Here is a 13,627-nt window from a genome sequence, read left to right as displayed (position 1 = left end):
CCGCGACCTACCGCCGCCCGAACAGCTTCTCGATGTCGGCCAGCTTCAGCTCGACATAGGTCGGACGGCCGTGGTTGCACTGGCCCGAATGGGGCGTGGCCTCCATCTCGCGCAGCAGGGCGTTCATCTCGGCCCCGTTTAGGCGGCGGCCGGCGCGGACGCTGCCGTGGCAGGCCATGGTCGAGCAGACCTCCTCCAGGCGCTCCTTCAGGGCCAGGGCCTGGCCATTCTCGGCCAGATCATCGGCGATGTCGCGGATCAGGCCCGCCGCGTCGGTCTTGCCCAACAGGGCCGGCGTCTCGCGGACCAGCACCGCGCCGGGACCAAAGCTCTCGATCACCAGCCCCAGGCTGGCCAGCTCCTCGGCGCGGGCCACGACGCGCTCGGCCTCGGCGGGATCGAGGTCCACGACCTCGGGCAGCAGCAGGGTCTGGCGGGCCACGCCCCCGGCGGCCATCTCGCCCTTCATCCGCTCATAGACGAGGCGCTCGTGGGCCGCGTGCTGGTCGACGATGACCATGCCGTCGCGGGTCTGGGCGACGATGTAGGTCTCGTGCACCTGGGCCCGGGCCGCGCCGAGGGGATAGTCGACGGGGTCGAAGGGCGCGGCGCCTGACGTGTAGTCCGTGATCGGACGATCCTCAAACGCGGCCGACGCGTAGGCCTCGCGCGCCACCTCGGCCAGTTCGCCCCCAAAACCAGGCGAGTAGCTGGGCTCTACCCGCGCCGACACTTCGTTCAGCCCTGGCAAATCCATCGGTCTCTGCGTCGGCGGCGTCCAGCCGCCCTCGCGCCAGGCCGAGAAGCCGGCGGGCGAGGGTCCCGGCTGATATCCCGGGAACGGGCTTTGCTGGGCGCGGATGCTGTCCAGGGCCTGGGCCGCCACGGTGGTCGAGGCGCGGTGGCCGGCGCCGGCCAGGGCGTGGCGCAGCGCGCCGACGATCAGGCCGCGCACTAAAGCCGGATCGCGGAAGCGCACCTCGGCCTTGGCCGGGTGAACGTTCACATCGACCTCGGCGGTGTCGAGCGTGACATAGAGCGCCGCGGTCGGGTGACGGTCGCGCGCCAGAAAGTCGGCATAGGCCGCGCGCAGGGCGCCTTGTAGCAGGCGGTCGCGCACGGGACGGCCGTTGACGAACAGGTACTGGTGGGCCGCGTTGCCCCGGTTGTAGGTCGGTAGCCCCGCGAACCCCGACAGCCGCACGCCGTCGCGGAGCTGGTCGATCTCCAGGGCGTTCTCCTGGAACTCGCGACCCAGCACGGCGGCCAGGCGCGCCAGGCGCCCCTGCGGTCCCGGATGCTCGGGCGGCAGGCGCAGCACCCGGCGGCCGTCGATGTCCAGCGAGAAGCCGACGCTCTCATTGGCCATGGCCTGGCGCTTGATCTCCTCGGTGATCGCCAGGGCCTCGGCGCGTTCGGACTTCATGAACTTCAGGCGGGCTGGCGTTGCGTAGAACAGATCCCGCACCTCGATCCGCGCCCCGTGCGGACCGGGGAAGGCGGCGGGGGCGACGTCGCCCACCTGACCGCCCTCGACCAGGATCGAGAAGGCGTCCTTCTCGCCCTTGGCCCGCGAGCTGATCTGCAGCCGCGCCACCGAGCCGATCGACGGCAGGGCCTCGCCCCGGAAGCCCATGGTGTGGATGCGCAAGAGGTCCCACAGGCCGTCGGCGTCGGGCGCGAGTTTCGAGGTCGCGTGGCGCTCGATGGCCACCGGCAGCTCCTCGGCCGACAGGCCGCAGCCGTCGTCGGCGACCAGGATGCGGGTCAGGCCGCCGCCATGGGCCTCGACCTCGATCCGCGTGGCGCCCGCGTCGATGGCGTTGTCGACCAGCTCCTTGATCGCGCTCGCGGGCCGTTCGACCACCTCGCCGGCGGCGATGCGGTTGACGGTCTCGGGCGGCAGGCGGCGGATGGGCATCAAGCGGACTTTCACGAAGCAGGCCGGCGGACCCGCCGACATTGCAACTCCTTAAGTTGTCGAACGAAAGCCGATCAGCCAACCAGAAGGGAGATCGGGAAGCTTAGCTCGATTCCGCCGCCGTTCGAGGAAGACAGATAGTGACCCTGACCCGTTTCGCCGCCGCCGGCCTGGCGTTTTCGTTGTTGTGCGGCGGCTGCGCCTTCGCTCAGGTTCAGGGCAAGAACGAGGTCTCGATCCATCAGACCAAGCCCGTGGACCTGACGCCCGTCGACAGCCAGGCCAACCTGGTCGAGGAACTGATCGTCAACGCGCGCCTGCCAGGGCCAGCCTGGTGGAAGGTCGCCGACGGCGACACCACGGTCTATGTAATGGGCGTTCCGGCCTTCATGCCGGACAAGCTGGACTTCGACGACTCGGTGCTGCGCCGTCGGCTGGACGGCGCCAGTGTGCTGATCATCGGCCAGCAGCCCGAGGTCAGAATTCTTAGCCTGCTGGGTCTGATCCCCGGGCGCGGCAAGGAGTTCATGGTGGAGCGTCCGATGCGTGACACCCTGCCGCCTGATCTGCGCGCCCGGCTCGAGAGGCAGTTGAAGGCGAGGGGCAAGAAGGCGGACGAGTACGACAAGCTCAAGCCCGCGCTGGCGGGCTTCATCGTCGCCAACAGCCGTGGCGGCGATGGGGTCTCGATCAGCCTGGGCAAGTCCGTGGATCGCTTCCGCGACCTTGCCAAGAGCAAGGACATCGCCGTCCAACCGCGCGTCAAGAAGCTGGACGACTACGACCTGATCGGCATGGTCAAGTCTCTGGCCGACGCCCCTCAGCCGCTGCAGGAGTTGTGCCTGGACGCGGGCCTGAAGGAGGTCGAGAACGGTCTGGCGGGCGTGCGCGAGACCGCCGACCAGTGGGCCGAGGGGCAGGTACGCGCGGTGGTCGCGGCCGAGCGCGGCTATCAGCGGTGCCTGGCCTCGACGCCCTGGATCGCGCGCCAGTTCAAGGATGGCCAGGACGAGGCGGTCGGGGCGATCACCTCGGCGCTGAAGAAGCCTGGCAAGGCGGTGGCGGTGATCGAGCTACGCGCGCTGCTGACCGAAGGCGGGGTGCTTGACCGTCTGCGCGCCAAGGGCTTCACCGTGACCGCGCCCGAATAAGGCCAAGCTTCCGCCACACGGTCCCGCGAAGGTTGAGCCTCGACACGGGGAGGGGAAATGCGAGCAGTTCTAATCGGCCTGGCCTTGGCCGGAGCCGCCTTGGCGTCTTCGGCGAACGCGCAGGCGATCGACGATCCCGAGGCCAATGTGGTGGAAGCCTTGGTGGTCAGCGCCAAGCTGCCGGGACCGGCCTGGTGGCGCGTCTCCGACGCCGACACCACGATTTACGTCCTGGGCACGCCGACGGCCCTGCCCAAGGGCATGGCCTGGGACAGGTCCGTGCTGGACCGCCGCCTGGACGGTGCCTTCGCCCTGCTGACGCCGCCCGAGTGGCGGGCGGGTCTGACCGACATCCCGGCCATGCTGAAGCTGGCCAGAAGCTTGCGGGGCGACGGGGCATGGGCCGCGCGCGAACCCGCGCTGGCCGCGCGCACCGGCCGCGCGTGGGCGGCGGTTGAACCCAAGAAGCCGGAGGGCTGGAAGACCTGGAAGCCGCTGTTCGTCGGCCTGAAGCTGGCGGGCGCCAGCACGAAAAAGGCCAGGATGGACACCGCCGAGCCGGACAAGGCCATCGAGCGCGCCGCGCGCGGGCGAGGGGTCAAGGTTCGTTCGGCCGGAACCCACAAGGCCATGCCGATGATCAAGGGTCTGGTCCGGGGGCATAACGAGGACGCGGGCCTGACCTGTCTTTCGGAAATCCTTGACCTGACAGAGGTCGGCCCCGCCTCGGCGCGTGCTGCGGCCGACGCCTGGGCGCAAGGACGGGTGAAGGACGCCTTGGCCGGACCGCGCGGCGCCGAACGCTGCGAGCTGGCCCTGCCCGGCGTCTCTGACGCCAAGCGCCAGTCGGTGGACGACGAGGTCGAGGCGCTGGCGAACCTGCTGAAGACCCCCGGCCACGCCGTGGCCTACTACCAGATGCGCGGTCTGGTGGCCGAGAACGGCGTGCTGGACAAGCTGCGGGCGCGTGGGATCACCGTGCGGACGCCGGGGGATTGACGGCGCGCCCGCTTCGGCTCTGAGATCACAGTCTCAAGGTTGAGGCGGGGACGCTCGTGAAGGCCGTTTTGATCGCTCTGATGCTGGCGCTCGGCGCGGCGCCCGCCTGGGCTCAGGACGTGGACCAACCCGCCCTGGTCGAGGCGCTGGTGGTCAACGCCCGCACTCCGGGCCCCGCCTGGTGGAGTGTCAGCAAGGGCGACGCCAAGGTTTGGGTATTGGGCGTCGGCGTGTCCGTACCCGCCTCGGCGAATTGGGACGACAAGGCTTTCAATCGCCGGGTGAAGGCGACGCGACGCGTCATCGCCATTCGCTCCAGCCAGACCAACTTCTCGCGCGAGCTGGTGCGAGCCGACCGCGACTGGCTGGTCGAGCTGACCGAGTCCGAGCGCGCGCGCTTGACAGAGATCGCCGCCGCAGCCGGGCAGAAGGTCGAACTCTATGGCAGGTTTCGGCCCAACTTCGCGGGCATCCTGATCAAGACCGACCTCGAAAGCCGCGCCAAGCCCGTGCCGGGGATTGCGCTGGATCTCGAGGGGAAGGCGCGTCGGCTGGGCGCGAAGCTGGTGTTTATCTCCGGCGACCAGGCCCAGGCGATGAGGGTCGGTTTCGCGGCGGGCGGCGGCGACAGCCTCAACTGCGTTCGCTGGGCGATCCGGCCGCGTGACCCGGCGGCGCAGCGCCAGCAGCGGGCGCAAGCCTGGATGAACGGCGACGTGAGGGCGCTGCTGGTCGGTCCGGCCGCCTACGACCCCTGTCTTCAAGCCATCAGGAGTCTGCAGGACTCGCTGGCGGCTGGCGAGACCGGCATGGCGGAGGCGATCGCGGGCATGCTGGAGCGCCGTGAGGGCGCGGTGGCTTTCGTCAGCATGACGCCCCTGCTGCGCGAGGGCGGCGTGCTCGATCAGCTGCGTCGGCGCGGCTATGTCATCGAGACACCGGCGCGGTTGGACGACTGAAACGAAAACGGCCCGGAACCGCGAGGATCCGGGCCGTTCTGCATTTCGGTGAAGTCCGGCCTCTAGAGGCCCGGCAGCTTGATGCCGCCCTTCTTTTCGCGGCTGATGACCACGCCGCCCGTGCCGACCAGCTTCTTGAGGCGAGCCTCTTCGGCGGCGGCGTCGACTTCCATCGGGGCGTTGGCGCCGGCTTCGGCGGCCGTCGTCACGTTGGTCTTGGTCTGATCCTTTTTCCAGAACATCACCTTGCTGGCGAAGCTCTCGTCCTTGTGGGCCAGGTCGCCGTTCTCGTCGTCGACGACGAAGCGGATCAGCGGATCGGCCTTGTCCGAGCCGGCGCGGGCGACCAGCAGCTTTTCGCCTTCCGAGCGGCCGGCGGCGTTGCTCTGACCGATCAGGGCGGCGCGGGCGGCGCTTTCGGGTTGCAGCTCCTGCGGGCGCGGCTCACCGGGCGCGGGCGGACGCAGCGAATAGTCGGGCGGCACCACCAGCGGGGCCTTGCTGACCACGCGGAATTCGTCGGGGACGACCTTGTCCATCCCCAGGGCCTTCTTGGTCGAGGTGCAGCCGGCCAGGCCGATGGCGGCCACGACGGTCAGGGCGCTAACAGCGGCGACCCGGTTGAAACTCATCAAACCATGCTCCAGCAGAGCCGACCCCCGGCCCAAAATTCGGACGCTCTCGATACGACATCCTCGCGCGGGCGCCAATGTCTCACGCGATTGCGGCGGCAATCGGCCAAAACTACTGGGTCTGGTGCGACAGTTTGCTCTCTTCGGAAAGGAAACTGTCCAGCAGCAAGAGCGCCACCCCGACCGAGATGCCTGAGTCGGCGATGTTGAACACCCAGGGGAAATAGAGCCGCGAGACGTCGATGAAGTCGACGACATAGCCATACAGCACCCGGTCGATCAGGTTGTTGCCGATGGCCCCGCCGATGATCATGCCGATGCCGATCACGGGCAGCAGCCGCGTCGCCTTGCGGACCCAGATCGCCAGGCCGATCACCACCACGATCGAAAAGCCGATCAGCAGCCAGCGGCCCCAGTCGCTGTTCTTCAGCAGGCCAAAGCTCATGCCGTAGTTATGGACCATGGTCAGGTGCAGCGGGCCCAGCAGCGGCACGCTGGCGCCCTGTTCGCGCCCCAGGACCCCAAGAATCCAGAGCTTGCTGATCTGGTCCAGAACCAGGACGGCGGCGGCGACGGCGTAGGCGGTCCAGCCGAGGCGGGTGATTTTCAAGCTCGTCGTCCCCCGTTCTGAAATCCTCTCCCAGAGGGAGAGGAGGGACCCGCCGCGAAGGCGGCGGGAGGTGAGGGGTTACACCGGCTGACGGTTTACCCCCTCACCCCTACCCCTCTCCCCATGGGAGAGGGAGACTATCATCTGTGCGTCGCGTCCCAATGGGCCACGGCGTCGGCGTCGCGAAGGCTAAGCTCCGGATAGCGCGGATCGGTTCCGACCTCCGGCAGGATCCGCCACGAGCGGGCGCACTTCTTGCCTTCGGCCAGCTTGGGATCGACCGAGACGCCCTTGACCTGCTCGACGCGGAAGGCGCCGCCGTCGCCGGCCACCAGCGTGGCGGAAGACGTGCGGAATACTTCGGCCGCATCCAGGCCCTCGAAGGCGGCCAGCAGATCAGCGTCGGCGACATGCACCACCGGCGCGGCCTCCAGCGCCGAGCCAATGCGCTTTTCGCGGCGCTCGACCTCCAGGGCGCCGGTCACCACCGAGGTGACGGTCTCGACCTTGGCCCAGCGGGCGGCTTCGGCGTCATTGCGCCAGGCGTCGACGCGCGGCGGCATGACCCGCAGCGTCACCGGACCAGCCTCGGGGAAGCGCGTCGTCCAGGCCTCTTCCATCGTGAAGCTGGCCAGCGGGGCCAGCCAGATGGTCAGGCGGTCGAAGACGTAATCCAGCACCGTGCGATAGGCGCGGCGGCGCAGGGCCGTGGGCGCGTCGCAGTAGAGGCTGTCCTTGCGGATGTCGAAGAACAGGGTCGACAGGTCGCCCTGGCAGAACTCGATCAGCGGCCGGATCACGTCCGAGAAGCGGTAGCTCTCGTAGGCCTCGCGGACCTGGCCATCCAGCTCCCACAGGCGGTGCAGGATGTACTTCTCCAGCGGCGGGAAGTCGGCGTAGTCGGTGACGCGCTCGGCCTCATCAAAGCCGGCCAGAGCCCCCAGCAGGTAGCGCATGGTGTTGCGCAGCTTGCGATAGGCGTCGGTCGTGGTGGCCAGGATCGTCTTGCCGATCCGCTGGTCCTCCGAATAGTCGACCATGGCCGCCCACAGGCGCAGGATTTCCGCGCCGGACTCCTTGGTGATCGACTGCGGCTCGACCGTGTTGCCCTTGGACTTGGACATCTTCTCGCCGTTCTCGTCCATGGTGAAGCCATGGGTCAGGACGGCCTTGTAGGGCGCGCGGCCACGGGTGCCGGAGCCTTCGAGCAAGCTGGACTGGAACCAGCCGCGGTGCTGGTCCGAGCCTTCCAGATAAAGGTCCGCCGGCCAGTGGCTGTCGGCCCGGCCCTCGATCGTGAAGGCGTGGGTGCAGCCGCTGTCGAACCAGACATCGAGGATGTCGGTGATCTTCTCGTACTGGGCCGGGTCGTGATGGCCCAGGAAATCGGCGTCCGGACGCGTGAACCAGGCGTCGGCGCCGCCCTCGCGGATGGCCGTCAGGATGCGGGCGTTGACCTCGGGATCGTTCAGCGGCTGGCCGGTGTGCTTGTCCACGAACATGGCCAGCGGCGTGCCCCAGTTGCGCTGGCGGCTGATCAGCCAGTCGGGACGGGTCTCGACCATGGCGCCGATGCGGTTGCGGCCGGCGTCGGGGTGGAAAGCGGTGTCGGCCAGCGACTGGACCGCGACCTCGCGCAGGGTCTTGCCGTCCAGCGAGGCCACGGCCTGGTCCATGCGGATGAACCACTGCGGGGTGTTGCGGAAGATCACCGGCGCCTTGGACCGCCAGCTGTGCGGATAGCTGTGCTCGACGCGGCCACGCGCCAACAGGTTGCCGGCTTCGATCAGCTTGTCCATGACCGCGCCATTGGCGGGACCGAACTTGCCGACCTTCTTGCCCTCGGTCTCGATGACCTTCAGGCCCGAGAACAGCGGCACGTGCGGATAGTAGGCGCCGTCGGCGTCGACGGTGTCGGGGATGGCGTCCAGGCTGTAGCCGCTCTTCAGCCACACCAGATAGTCGTCGGCGCCATGGCCCGGCGCGGTGTGGACGAAGCCGGTCCCGGCGTCGTCGGTGACGTGGTCGCCGGCCAGCATGGGGACGGGGAACCGGTAGTAGGTGTCTAGATTGCTCAGCGGATGATTAAGTCTCAGGCCTTGGCAGTTGACCTCTTGAAGCTTTTTGAAGCTTGAGACTTTTGCCGCCTTCATCACGTCTTCGGCCAGCTTTTCGGCGATGATCAGCTGATCGCCGGGATGCGTCCACGGCGCGAAGTCTAACCCCTCTTCAAGAGCCACGACTTCATAGAGCCGATATGTGATTTCAGGGTTGTACGAGACAGCTCTGTTCGCAGGGATCGTCCAAGGCGTAGTGGTCCAGATCACTACTGAGGCCTTGTGGAGTGGCAGAAGAGCGTCAGCCGCCTCCTCCGATCCCGTCGTGATTCCACGAACCGGGAACTTCACCCAGATCGTGGGCGAGACGTGGTCGTGGTACTCGATCTCGGCGTCGGCCAGGGCCGTGCGCTCGACCGGGCTCCACATCACCGGCTTGGAGCCGCGATAGAGCTGGCCGCTGGCCAGGAACTTATGGAACTCGGCGACGATGGTCGCTTCCGAGCTGAAGTCCATGGTGGCGTAGCGGTTCCACCAGTCGCCCAGCACGCCCAGGCGCTGGAATTCGGTCTTCTGGGCCTCGATCCAGCCGCCGGCATAGGCGCGGCATTCGCGGCGGAACTCCTCGGCCGGGACCTCGTCCTTGCGGCGGCCTTGGCTGCGGAACTTCTCCTCGATCTTCCACTCGATCGGCAGGCCGTGGCAGTCCCAGCCCGGCACGTAGTCGACGTCGTAGCCCAGCGCGAAGCGCGAGCGGACCACGAAGTCCTTCAGGATCTTGTTCAGCGCGTGGCCGATATGGATCGCGCCATTGGCGTAGGGCGGGCCGTCGTGCAGCACATACATCGGCGCGCCGTCAGCCTGGCGCTTGGCGCGCACCGCGCCGTACAGGCCCTTGTCGGACAGGGCGGCCCAGCCCTCCAGGATCTCGGGCTCCTTCTTGGGCAGGCCCGCGCGCATCGGGAACGGGGTGTCGGGAAGGAAGACGGTCTCGCGATAGTCGCGGGCGGGCGTGGCGTCGTCGGCCATGGATAGGTGTCCGGCTTTAGCGGGGTGTCGGAAGGGGGCGGGAAAACCCGGCGCGCGCTGGAGGATCGTCCGGCGGCGTCACGCCGGGCGGATAATTCGCGAAATCTTCCGAACGGAACTCATGGGGCAGCGGGATAGCAGAGGGGCGGCGGCAAAGCCAGTACTTGCCCCCACCTGACCTGCTTCGCAGGTCGTCCGCCCCCAGAGGGGGCGGAAGGCCATCGCGATCCTTCTTCCCCCTCCGGGGGAGGAGGGCCGCAGGCCCGGAGGGGGCCTGTAGCCGCCTAAAACGCCGGCGCGACGATCGCCCGCGCCTGCTGCTCATCGCGCCGGATCTGCGCGATCATCAGCTCCAGGCTGTCGAACTTCAGCTCCGGGCGCAGGAAGGCCACGAGATCCGTCTCGATGATCTGGCCGTAGAGGTCCTCGTCGAAGTCGAACAGCCAGGTCTCCAGCCGCGTCTCGACGATGCCTGTCGTCGGGTTGTTGCCCAGATTGGCCACGCCCGGGACCTCGCGGCCGTCGGGCAGGCGGGTGCGGGTGGCGTAGACGCCGAGCTTGGGGACGACGTAGTCCTCGACCTCGACATTGGCGGTCGGGAAGCCGAGCTGCCGGCCCAGCTGCTGCCCCCGCCGCACCACGCCCTCGATCGCGAAGGGGCGACCCAGGATATGCGCGGCCTGCTCGGGATGGCCGTCGCGCAGGGCGTCGCGGACGCCGGTCGAGGAAAACTTCTCGTCGCCCCCGTCGGTCGAGGCGCCACCCACCGGCTCGGCCACCGAAACGGTGAAGCCGTATTCCTCGCCATAGGCCTTCATCAGCTCGGCGCTGCCGCTGCGGCCCCGGCCGAATGAGATGTCGAAGCCGACGGCCACATGCTTCACGCCCAGGCCCTGGACCAGCACCTTCTCGACGAACTCGCGGTCGCCGTAGCTGGCCATCTCGAAGTCGAACGGCAGCAGGTAGAAGACACCGACGCCCAGGCCGGCCAGGGCGCGGGCCTGCTGGGCGTGGGTCATCAGCTTGAAGGCCGGCTCGGTCGGGCGGAACAGGCGGCGCGGGTGCGGGTCGAAGCTGACCACGCCCAGCGAGGTCTTGCCGGCCAGGGCGGCTTTCGCGGCCTGGGCGATCACCTGCTGGTGGCCGCGATGGACGCCGTCGAAATTGCCCAGCGCCACCGACGCGCCGCGCGCTTCGGAGGGCAGGTCCTTCCAGGCTTGGATCGTCTTCAGGGGCATCAGGCGGCCTTGCGGGGGACCATGACCACGGCCTCGCCGTCGACGACGGGCTTGCCGTTGACCAGGCAGACGGTGGCGAGGGTGACGCGGGCCTTGGCGGCGTCGATCTCGGTGACGGTGGCGCGGGCGGTGACGCTGTCGCCGATCTTGACCGGCCGCTTGAAGCGCAGCGCCTGGGACAGATAGATCGCGCCGGGACCGGGCAGGGTGGTGCCCAGCACCGCGGAGATGTAGCCGGCCGACAGCATGCCGTGAGCGATCCGCTCGCCGAAGGCGGTCTTGGCGGCGTAGTCGGCGTCCAGGTGGACAGGATTGTTGTCGCCGGTCACCTCGGCGAAGGCTTCGATATCGGCCTCGCCGACGACGCGGACCAGCTCGGCCGTCTGGCCAACGCTCAGCTCTTCCAGAAACTTACCCTGCACGACGCTTTCCCCTCGGGTTCTTATTGTGCGTTGCACGCAGCATAGCGCCGCAAGACCCGATCACCAGACCAGATCGCCGACGGCATGGGTCGCCCCGACCTGTTCGGCGTCGAGCAGGGCGCGCACGGCGTCCGGGTTCAGCTTCCCGTCCGGGCCGATCGCCGTCTCGCCGTGGATGCCCTTGGCGATGAACAGGCAGGCCAGCTTCTGGTCGTGGGCGCCTTTGACGTCGGTGATGACGCCGTCGCCGACGCACAGCACGCGGTCGCGATCGACGGGGCGGCCAAGCAGGCGCTCGGCCTCGGCCAGGGCCAGGTCGTAGATCGCGCCATAGGGCTTGCCGGCCATCACGACCTTGCCGCCCAGGCTTTCATAAAGGTCGGCCAGGGCGCCGGCGCAGAAGATCAGCCTGTCGCCGCGCTGCACGACGCGGTCGGGATTGGCGCAGATGAACAAGAGGCCCCGGTCGGCGGCGACCTTCAGGCGGTCGCGATAGTCCTCGGGGACTTCCTTTTCGTCCTCGTAGAGGCCGGTGCACGAGATGAAATCGGCGTCCTCGCAACCGGCGGGGATCAAGTCGATGCCGTCATAGAGGACATCATCGCGGGCGGGGCCGATCTTCCAGACCTTGCCGGGGCTTTGGCCCTTCAGCAGCGCCCGGGTCGCGTCGCCCGAGGTGACGAAGCCGCTCCAGGCCGAGCGCGGCACGGACAGGCTATCCAGCTGCGCCACCACGTCGGCCGACGGGCGCGGCGAGTTGGAGATCAGCACCACCGGGCCCTTCTCCTGGCCCCATTTCGTCAGGGCCTCGCAAGCCTCGGGGAAGCTGGCAACGCCGTTGTGGATCACGCCCCAGACGTCGCACAGCACCACGTCGTAGCGGTCGGAAAGGGCGCTAAGGCCAGGTGGGAAATCCATCATGCTGGGGCGGTACCGGTCGGAAGGCGGGGCGTCAATGTCAGGGGCCTTAGCTGTTCTCGCGTCCGGCGGAATTCAAGGCCGCGCGGCGATGCTTCCGAACCGTCGCGTTCCATGACTATCCTCCCCCTCAACCTTGGGAGGGGCCGATGACAATATTGATCCTGGGCCTTGCGCTGTTCCTGGGCGTCCACTCGGTGCGGATCGTGGCCGCGCCGTTCCGGAACGCCCAGATCGCCGCCAACGAAAAGCGCTGGAAGGGGCTCTATTCGCTGATCGCCCTGGTCGGGTTTGGCCTGATCATCTGGGGCTGGATCCTGGCCCGGCCGCTGGCGCCGCAGGTTTATGACCCGCCGGCCTGGGGGCGGCATGCGGCGATGGGTCTCGTCTGGATCGCGTTTATCCTGCTGCCGACCGCCAACGCCCCCACGGGGCGGATCAAGGCGACCGTGCGCCATCCGATGCTGCTGGGTGTGATCCTGTGGTCGGCGGCGCACCTGCTGGCCAATGGCGATCTGGCCTCGGCGGCCCTGTTCGGAGCGTTCCTGGCCTGGGCGGTGGTCGATCTCGTCTCCGCCGTCAGCCGCAAGGAACCGCCGCCGGTGGTGGTGAAGCCGCGCGCCGACGTGATCGCGGTTGTGGCGGGCACGGCGCTCTATGCGGTGTTTGTGTTGGGGCTGCACCGGCTGTTGTTCGGCGTCTCGCCGATGGGGTGAGGGGAAGGTGGATGCTCCCCCGCATCGCGGGGGAGGAACGGCCCCAGCGCCCTACGTCGCATCATGAAAGATCACCCCCAGCGTCCGTCGCCGCCCTGACCGCACTTCGCTGACCCCATGCCGCAGCACCCGCCGGTGCACGCCGCGCGTCCCTTCCGCTGGCCGCTCGCGCACGGCGAAGATAACGCCCTCGCCTTGGCGTAGCGGCACGACCTGAGGCGCCGACTGCTGGCGCGGGCGCTGCTCGACGATGACGAACTCGCCGCCGGTAAAGTCGCGGCCCGGCTCGTCCAGCAGGAACGCCGCCTGCAGCGGAAAGACGTGTTCGCCATAGAGGTCCTGGTGCAGACAATTGTAGTCGCCGGGGCCATAGGTCAGCAGCAGCGGCGTTGGCCGGACCTGTCCCGCCGCGTGGCAGCGGGCCAGCATCTCATCCAGGGTCTCGGGAAAGCGGTGGTCCTGGCTCAGGCGCTCGGCCCAGCGGTTGGCGATTTGCGCCAGTGGGCCGTAGAGGCTCTGCCGCAGGCGCTGAACAATCTCCGGCAGCGGATAGGCGAAGTACTTGTACTCGCCGCGCCCGAAGCCATGGCGGGCCATGATCACCCGGCTACGGAACGGCGTATCTTGCGGATAGAGGCCGGCCACGCCCGCGCAGGTTTCGGGCTTCAGCAGCGGGCCGGTCAGGGCCCAGCCGCGCGCGTCCAGCTCGGCGCTGGTACGGGTCCAGTCCAGACTCACGCGGCCTCGCGGTCGGGCTTGCAGCGCAGGCAGGCGCGGAAGCCGGCGGTGCGGGCGGCCTCTCGGCTGTCGTGGAACTCGACGTTCTTGCGTAGTGGCCGACCGGCGCAGCTGGCGATGCAATAGACGCCGGTGGTGCGGACGGCGACGAAGAAGGCCCCATCGGCGGCGCGGTCGCGCGCCTCCCAGGCGGCCCAGCGGGTGTCTTCGGTCTCGTAGGACATGAGGGGCTCCTTT

General features: G+C 68.5%; 14 protein-coding genes and 1 pseudogene. 5 read left to right on the top strand and 10 right to left on the bottom strand.

Features of this window, described 5'->3' with window-relative positions; translation table 11 throughout:
• Window positions 1-7 precede the first annotated feature (7 nt).
• Window positions 8-1,921: a DNA mismatch repair endonuclease MutL gene (mutL, locus tag CSW59_RS20355; protein WP_099445811.1), complete on the bottom strand. Its 1,914-nt coding sequence runs from the start codon at window positions 1,919-1,921 to the stop codon at window positions 8-10.
• Window positions 1,922-2,058: 137 nt separating this feature from the next.
• Between mutL and CSW59_RS20350 the strand changes: the two genes are divergently transcribed.
• From CSW59_RS20350 to CSW59_RS20340, 3 genes are read left to right on the top strand one after another with little or no spacing between them, the layout of a single operon-like run.
• Entirely contained in the window at window positions 2,059-3,072 is a 1,014-nt protein-coding gene (locus CSW59_RS20350) for a TraB/GumN family protein (RefSeq protein WP_369825805.1), read from the top strand.
• A 57-nt stretch (window positions 3,073-3,129) separates the two neighbouring features.
• Window positions 3,130-4,071, top strand: a complete 942-nt coding sequence (locus CSW59_RS20345; RefSeq protein ID WP_099445774.1) for a TraB/GumN family protein — start codon at window positions 3,130-3,132, stop codon at window positions 4,069-4,071.
• A gap of 56 nt (window positions 4,072-4,127) precedes the next feature.
• Window positions 4,128-5,030: a TraB/GumN family protein gene (locus tag CSW59_RS20340; protein WP_099445773.1), complete on the top strand. Its 903-nt coding sequence runs from the start codon at window positions 4,128-4,130 to the stop codon at window positions 5,028-5,030.
• A gap of 62 nt (window positions 5,031-5,092) precedes the next feature.
• On the opposite strand, the gene CSW59_RS20335 is transcribed toward CSW59_RS20340, so the two are convergent.
• The 4 genes from CSW59_RS20335 to CSW59_RS21040 all read right to left on the bottom strand — a co-directional run bounded on the left by CSW59_RS20335 (window position 5,093) and on the right by CSW59_RS21040 (window position 9,481).
• A complete protein-coding gene (locus tag CSW59_RS20335) occupies window positions 5,093-5,662 on the bottom strand; it encodes a DUF3035 domain-containing protein (protein WP_099445772.1) in 570 nt (189 codons plus the stop codon).
• 112 nt (window positions 5,663-5,774) lie between these two features.
• Window positions 5,775-6,296, bottom strand: a complete 522-nt coding sequence (lspA, locus tag CSW59_RS20330; protein WP_201722879.1) for a signal peptidase II — start codon at window positions 6,294-6,296, stop codon at window positions 5,775-5,777.
• 116 nt (window positions 6,297-6,412) lie between these two features.
• Entirely contained in the window at window positions 6,413-9,358 is a 2,946-nt protein-coding gene (gene ileS, locus CSW59_RS20325) for an isoleucine--tRNA ligase (RefSeq protein ID WP_099445770.1), read from the bottom strand.
• A 78-nt stretch (window positions 9,359-9,436) separates the two neighbouring features.
• Window positions 9,437-9,481, bottom strand: coding sequence for a hypothetical protein (locus tag CSW59_RS21040; RefSeq protein ID WP_181242883.1), 45 nt, complete (start codon window positions 9,479-9,481; stop codon window positions 9,437-9,439).
• A 55-nt stretch (window positions 9,482-9,536) separates the two neighbouring features.
• Here CSW59_RS21040 and CSW59_RS21570 point away from each other — a divergent pair.
• Window positions 9,537-9,638, top strand: a pseudogene (locus CSW59_RS21570) (hypothetical protein); the annotation flags it as partial.
• A 4-nt stretch (window positions 9,639-9,642) separates the two neighbouring features.
• Here CSW59_RS21570 and CSW59_RS20320 read toward each other — a convergent pair.
• The 3 genes from CSW59_RS20320 to CSW59_RS20310 are packed head-to-tail and all read right to left on the bottom strand — an operon-like array spanning window position 9,643 to window position 11,939.
• Window positions 9,643-10,596, bottom strand: a complete 954-nt coding sequence (locus tag CSW59_RS20320; protein WP_099445769.1) for a bifunctional riboflavin kinase/FAD synthetase — start codon at window positions 10,594-10,596, stop codon at window positions 9,643-9,645.
• Window positions 10,596-11,042 carry a MaoC family dehydratase gene (locus tag CSW59_RS20315; protein WP_201722878.1) on the bottom strand — a complete coding sequence of 149 codons (447 nt, stop codon included), beginning with the start codon at window positions 11,040-11,042 and terminating at the stop codon, window positions 10,596-10,598. The genes CSW59_RS20320 and CSW59_RS20315 overlap by 1 nt, the downstream gene beginning before the upstream one ends.
• A gap of 36 nt (window positions 11,043-11,078) precedes the next feature.
• Window positions 11,079-11,939, bottom strand: coding sequence for a TIGR01459 family HAD-type hydrolase (locus CSW59_RS20310; RefSeq protein ID WP_099445767.1), 861 nt, complete (start codon window positions 11,937-11,939; stop codon window positions 11,079-11,081).
• A gap of 146 nt (window positions 11,940-12,085) precedes the next feature.
• Between CSW59_RS20310 and CSW59_RS20305 the strand changes: the two genes are divergently transcribed.
• Window positions 12,086-12,652, top strand: a complete 567-nt coding sequence (locus CSW59_RS20305) for an NnrU family protein (protein WP_099445766.1) — start codon at window positions 12,086-12,088, stop codon at window positions 12,650-12,652.
• A gap of 51 nt (window positions 12,653-12,703) precedes the next feature.
• Here CSW59_RS20305 and CSW59_RS20300 read toward each other — a convergent pair whose 3' ends face one another.
• Entirely contained in the window at window positions 12,704-13,390 is a 687-nt protein-coding gene (locus CSW59_RS20300; RefSeq protein WP_099445765.1) for a 2OG-Fe(II) oxygenase, read from the bottom strand.
• Window positions 13,387-13,614 (bottom strand): Ada metal-binding domain-containing protein, encoded by a 228-nt coding sequence (locus tag CSW59_RS20295; protein WP_099445764.1) that lies wholly within the window; start codon window positions 13,612-13,614, stop codon window positions 13,387-13,389. Before CSW59_RS20295 ends, CSW59_RS20300 begins: the two co-directional genes overlap by 4 nt.
• Window positions 13,615-13,627: the final 13 nt, after the last annotated feature.

Source organism: Caulobacter sp. BP25, assembly GCF_002737755.1.
GTDB lineage: Bacteria > Pseudomonadota > Alphaproteobacteria > Caulobacterales > Caulobacteraceae > Caulobacter.
The sequence above is the reverse complement of the archived record's forward strand: the minus strand, read 5'-3'. Positions and strand labels throughout refer to the sequence as shown.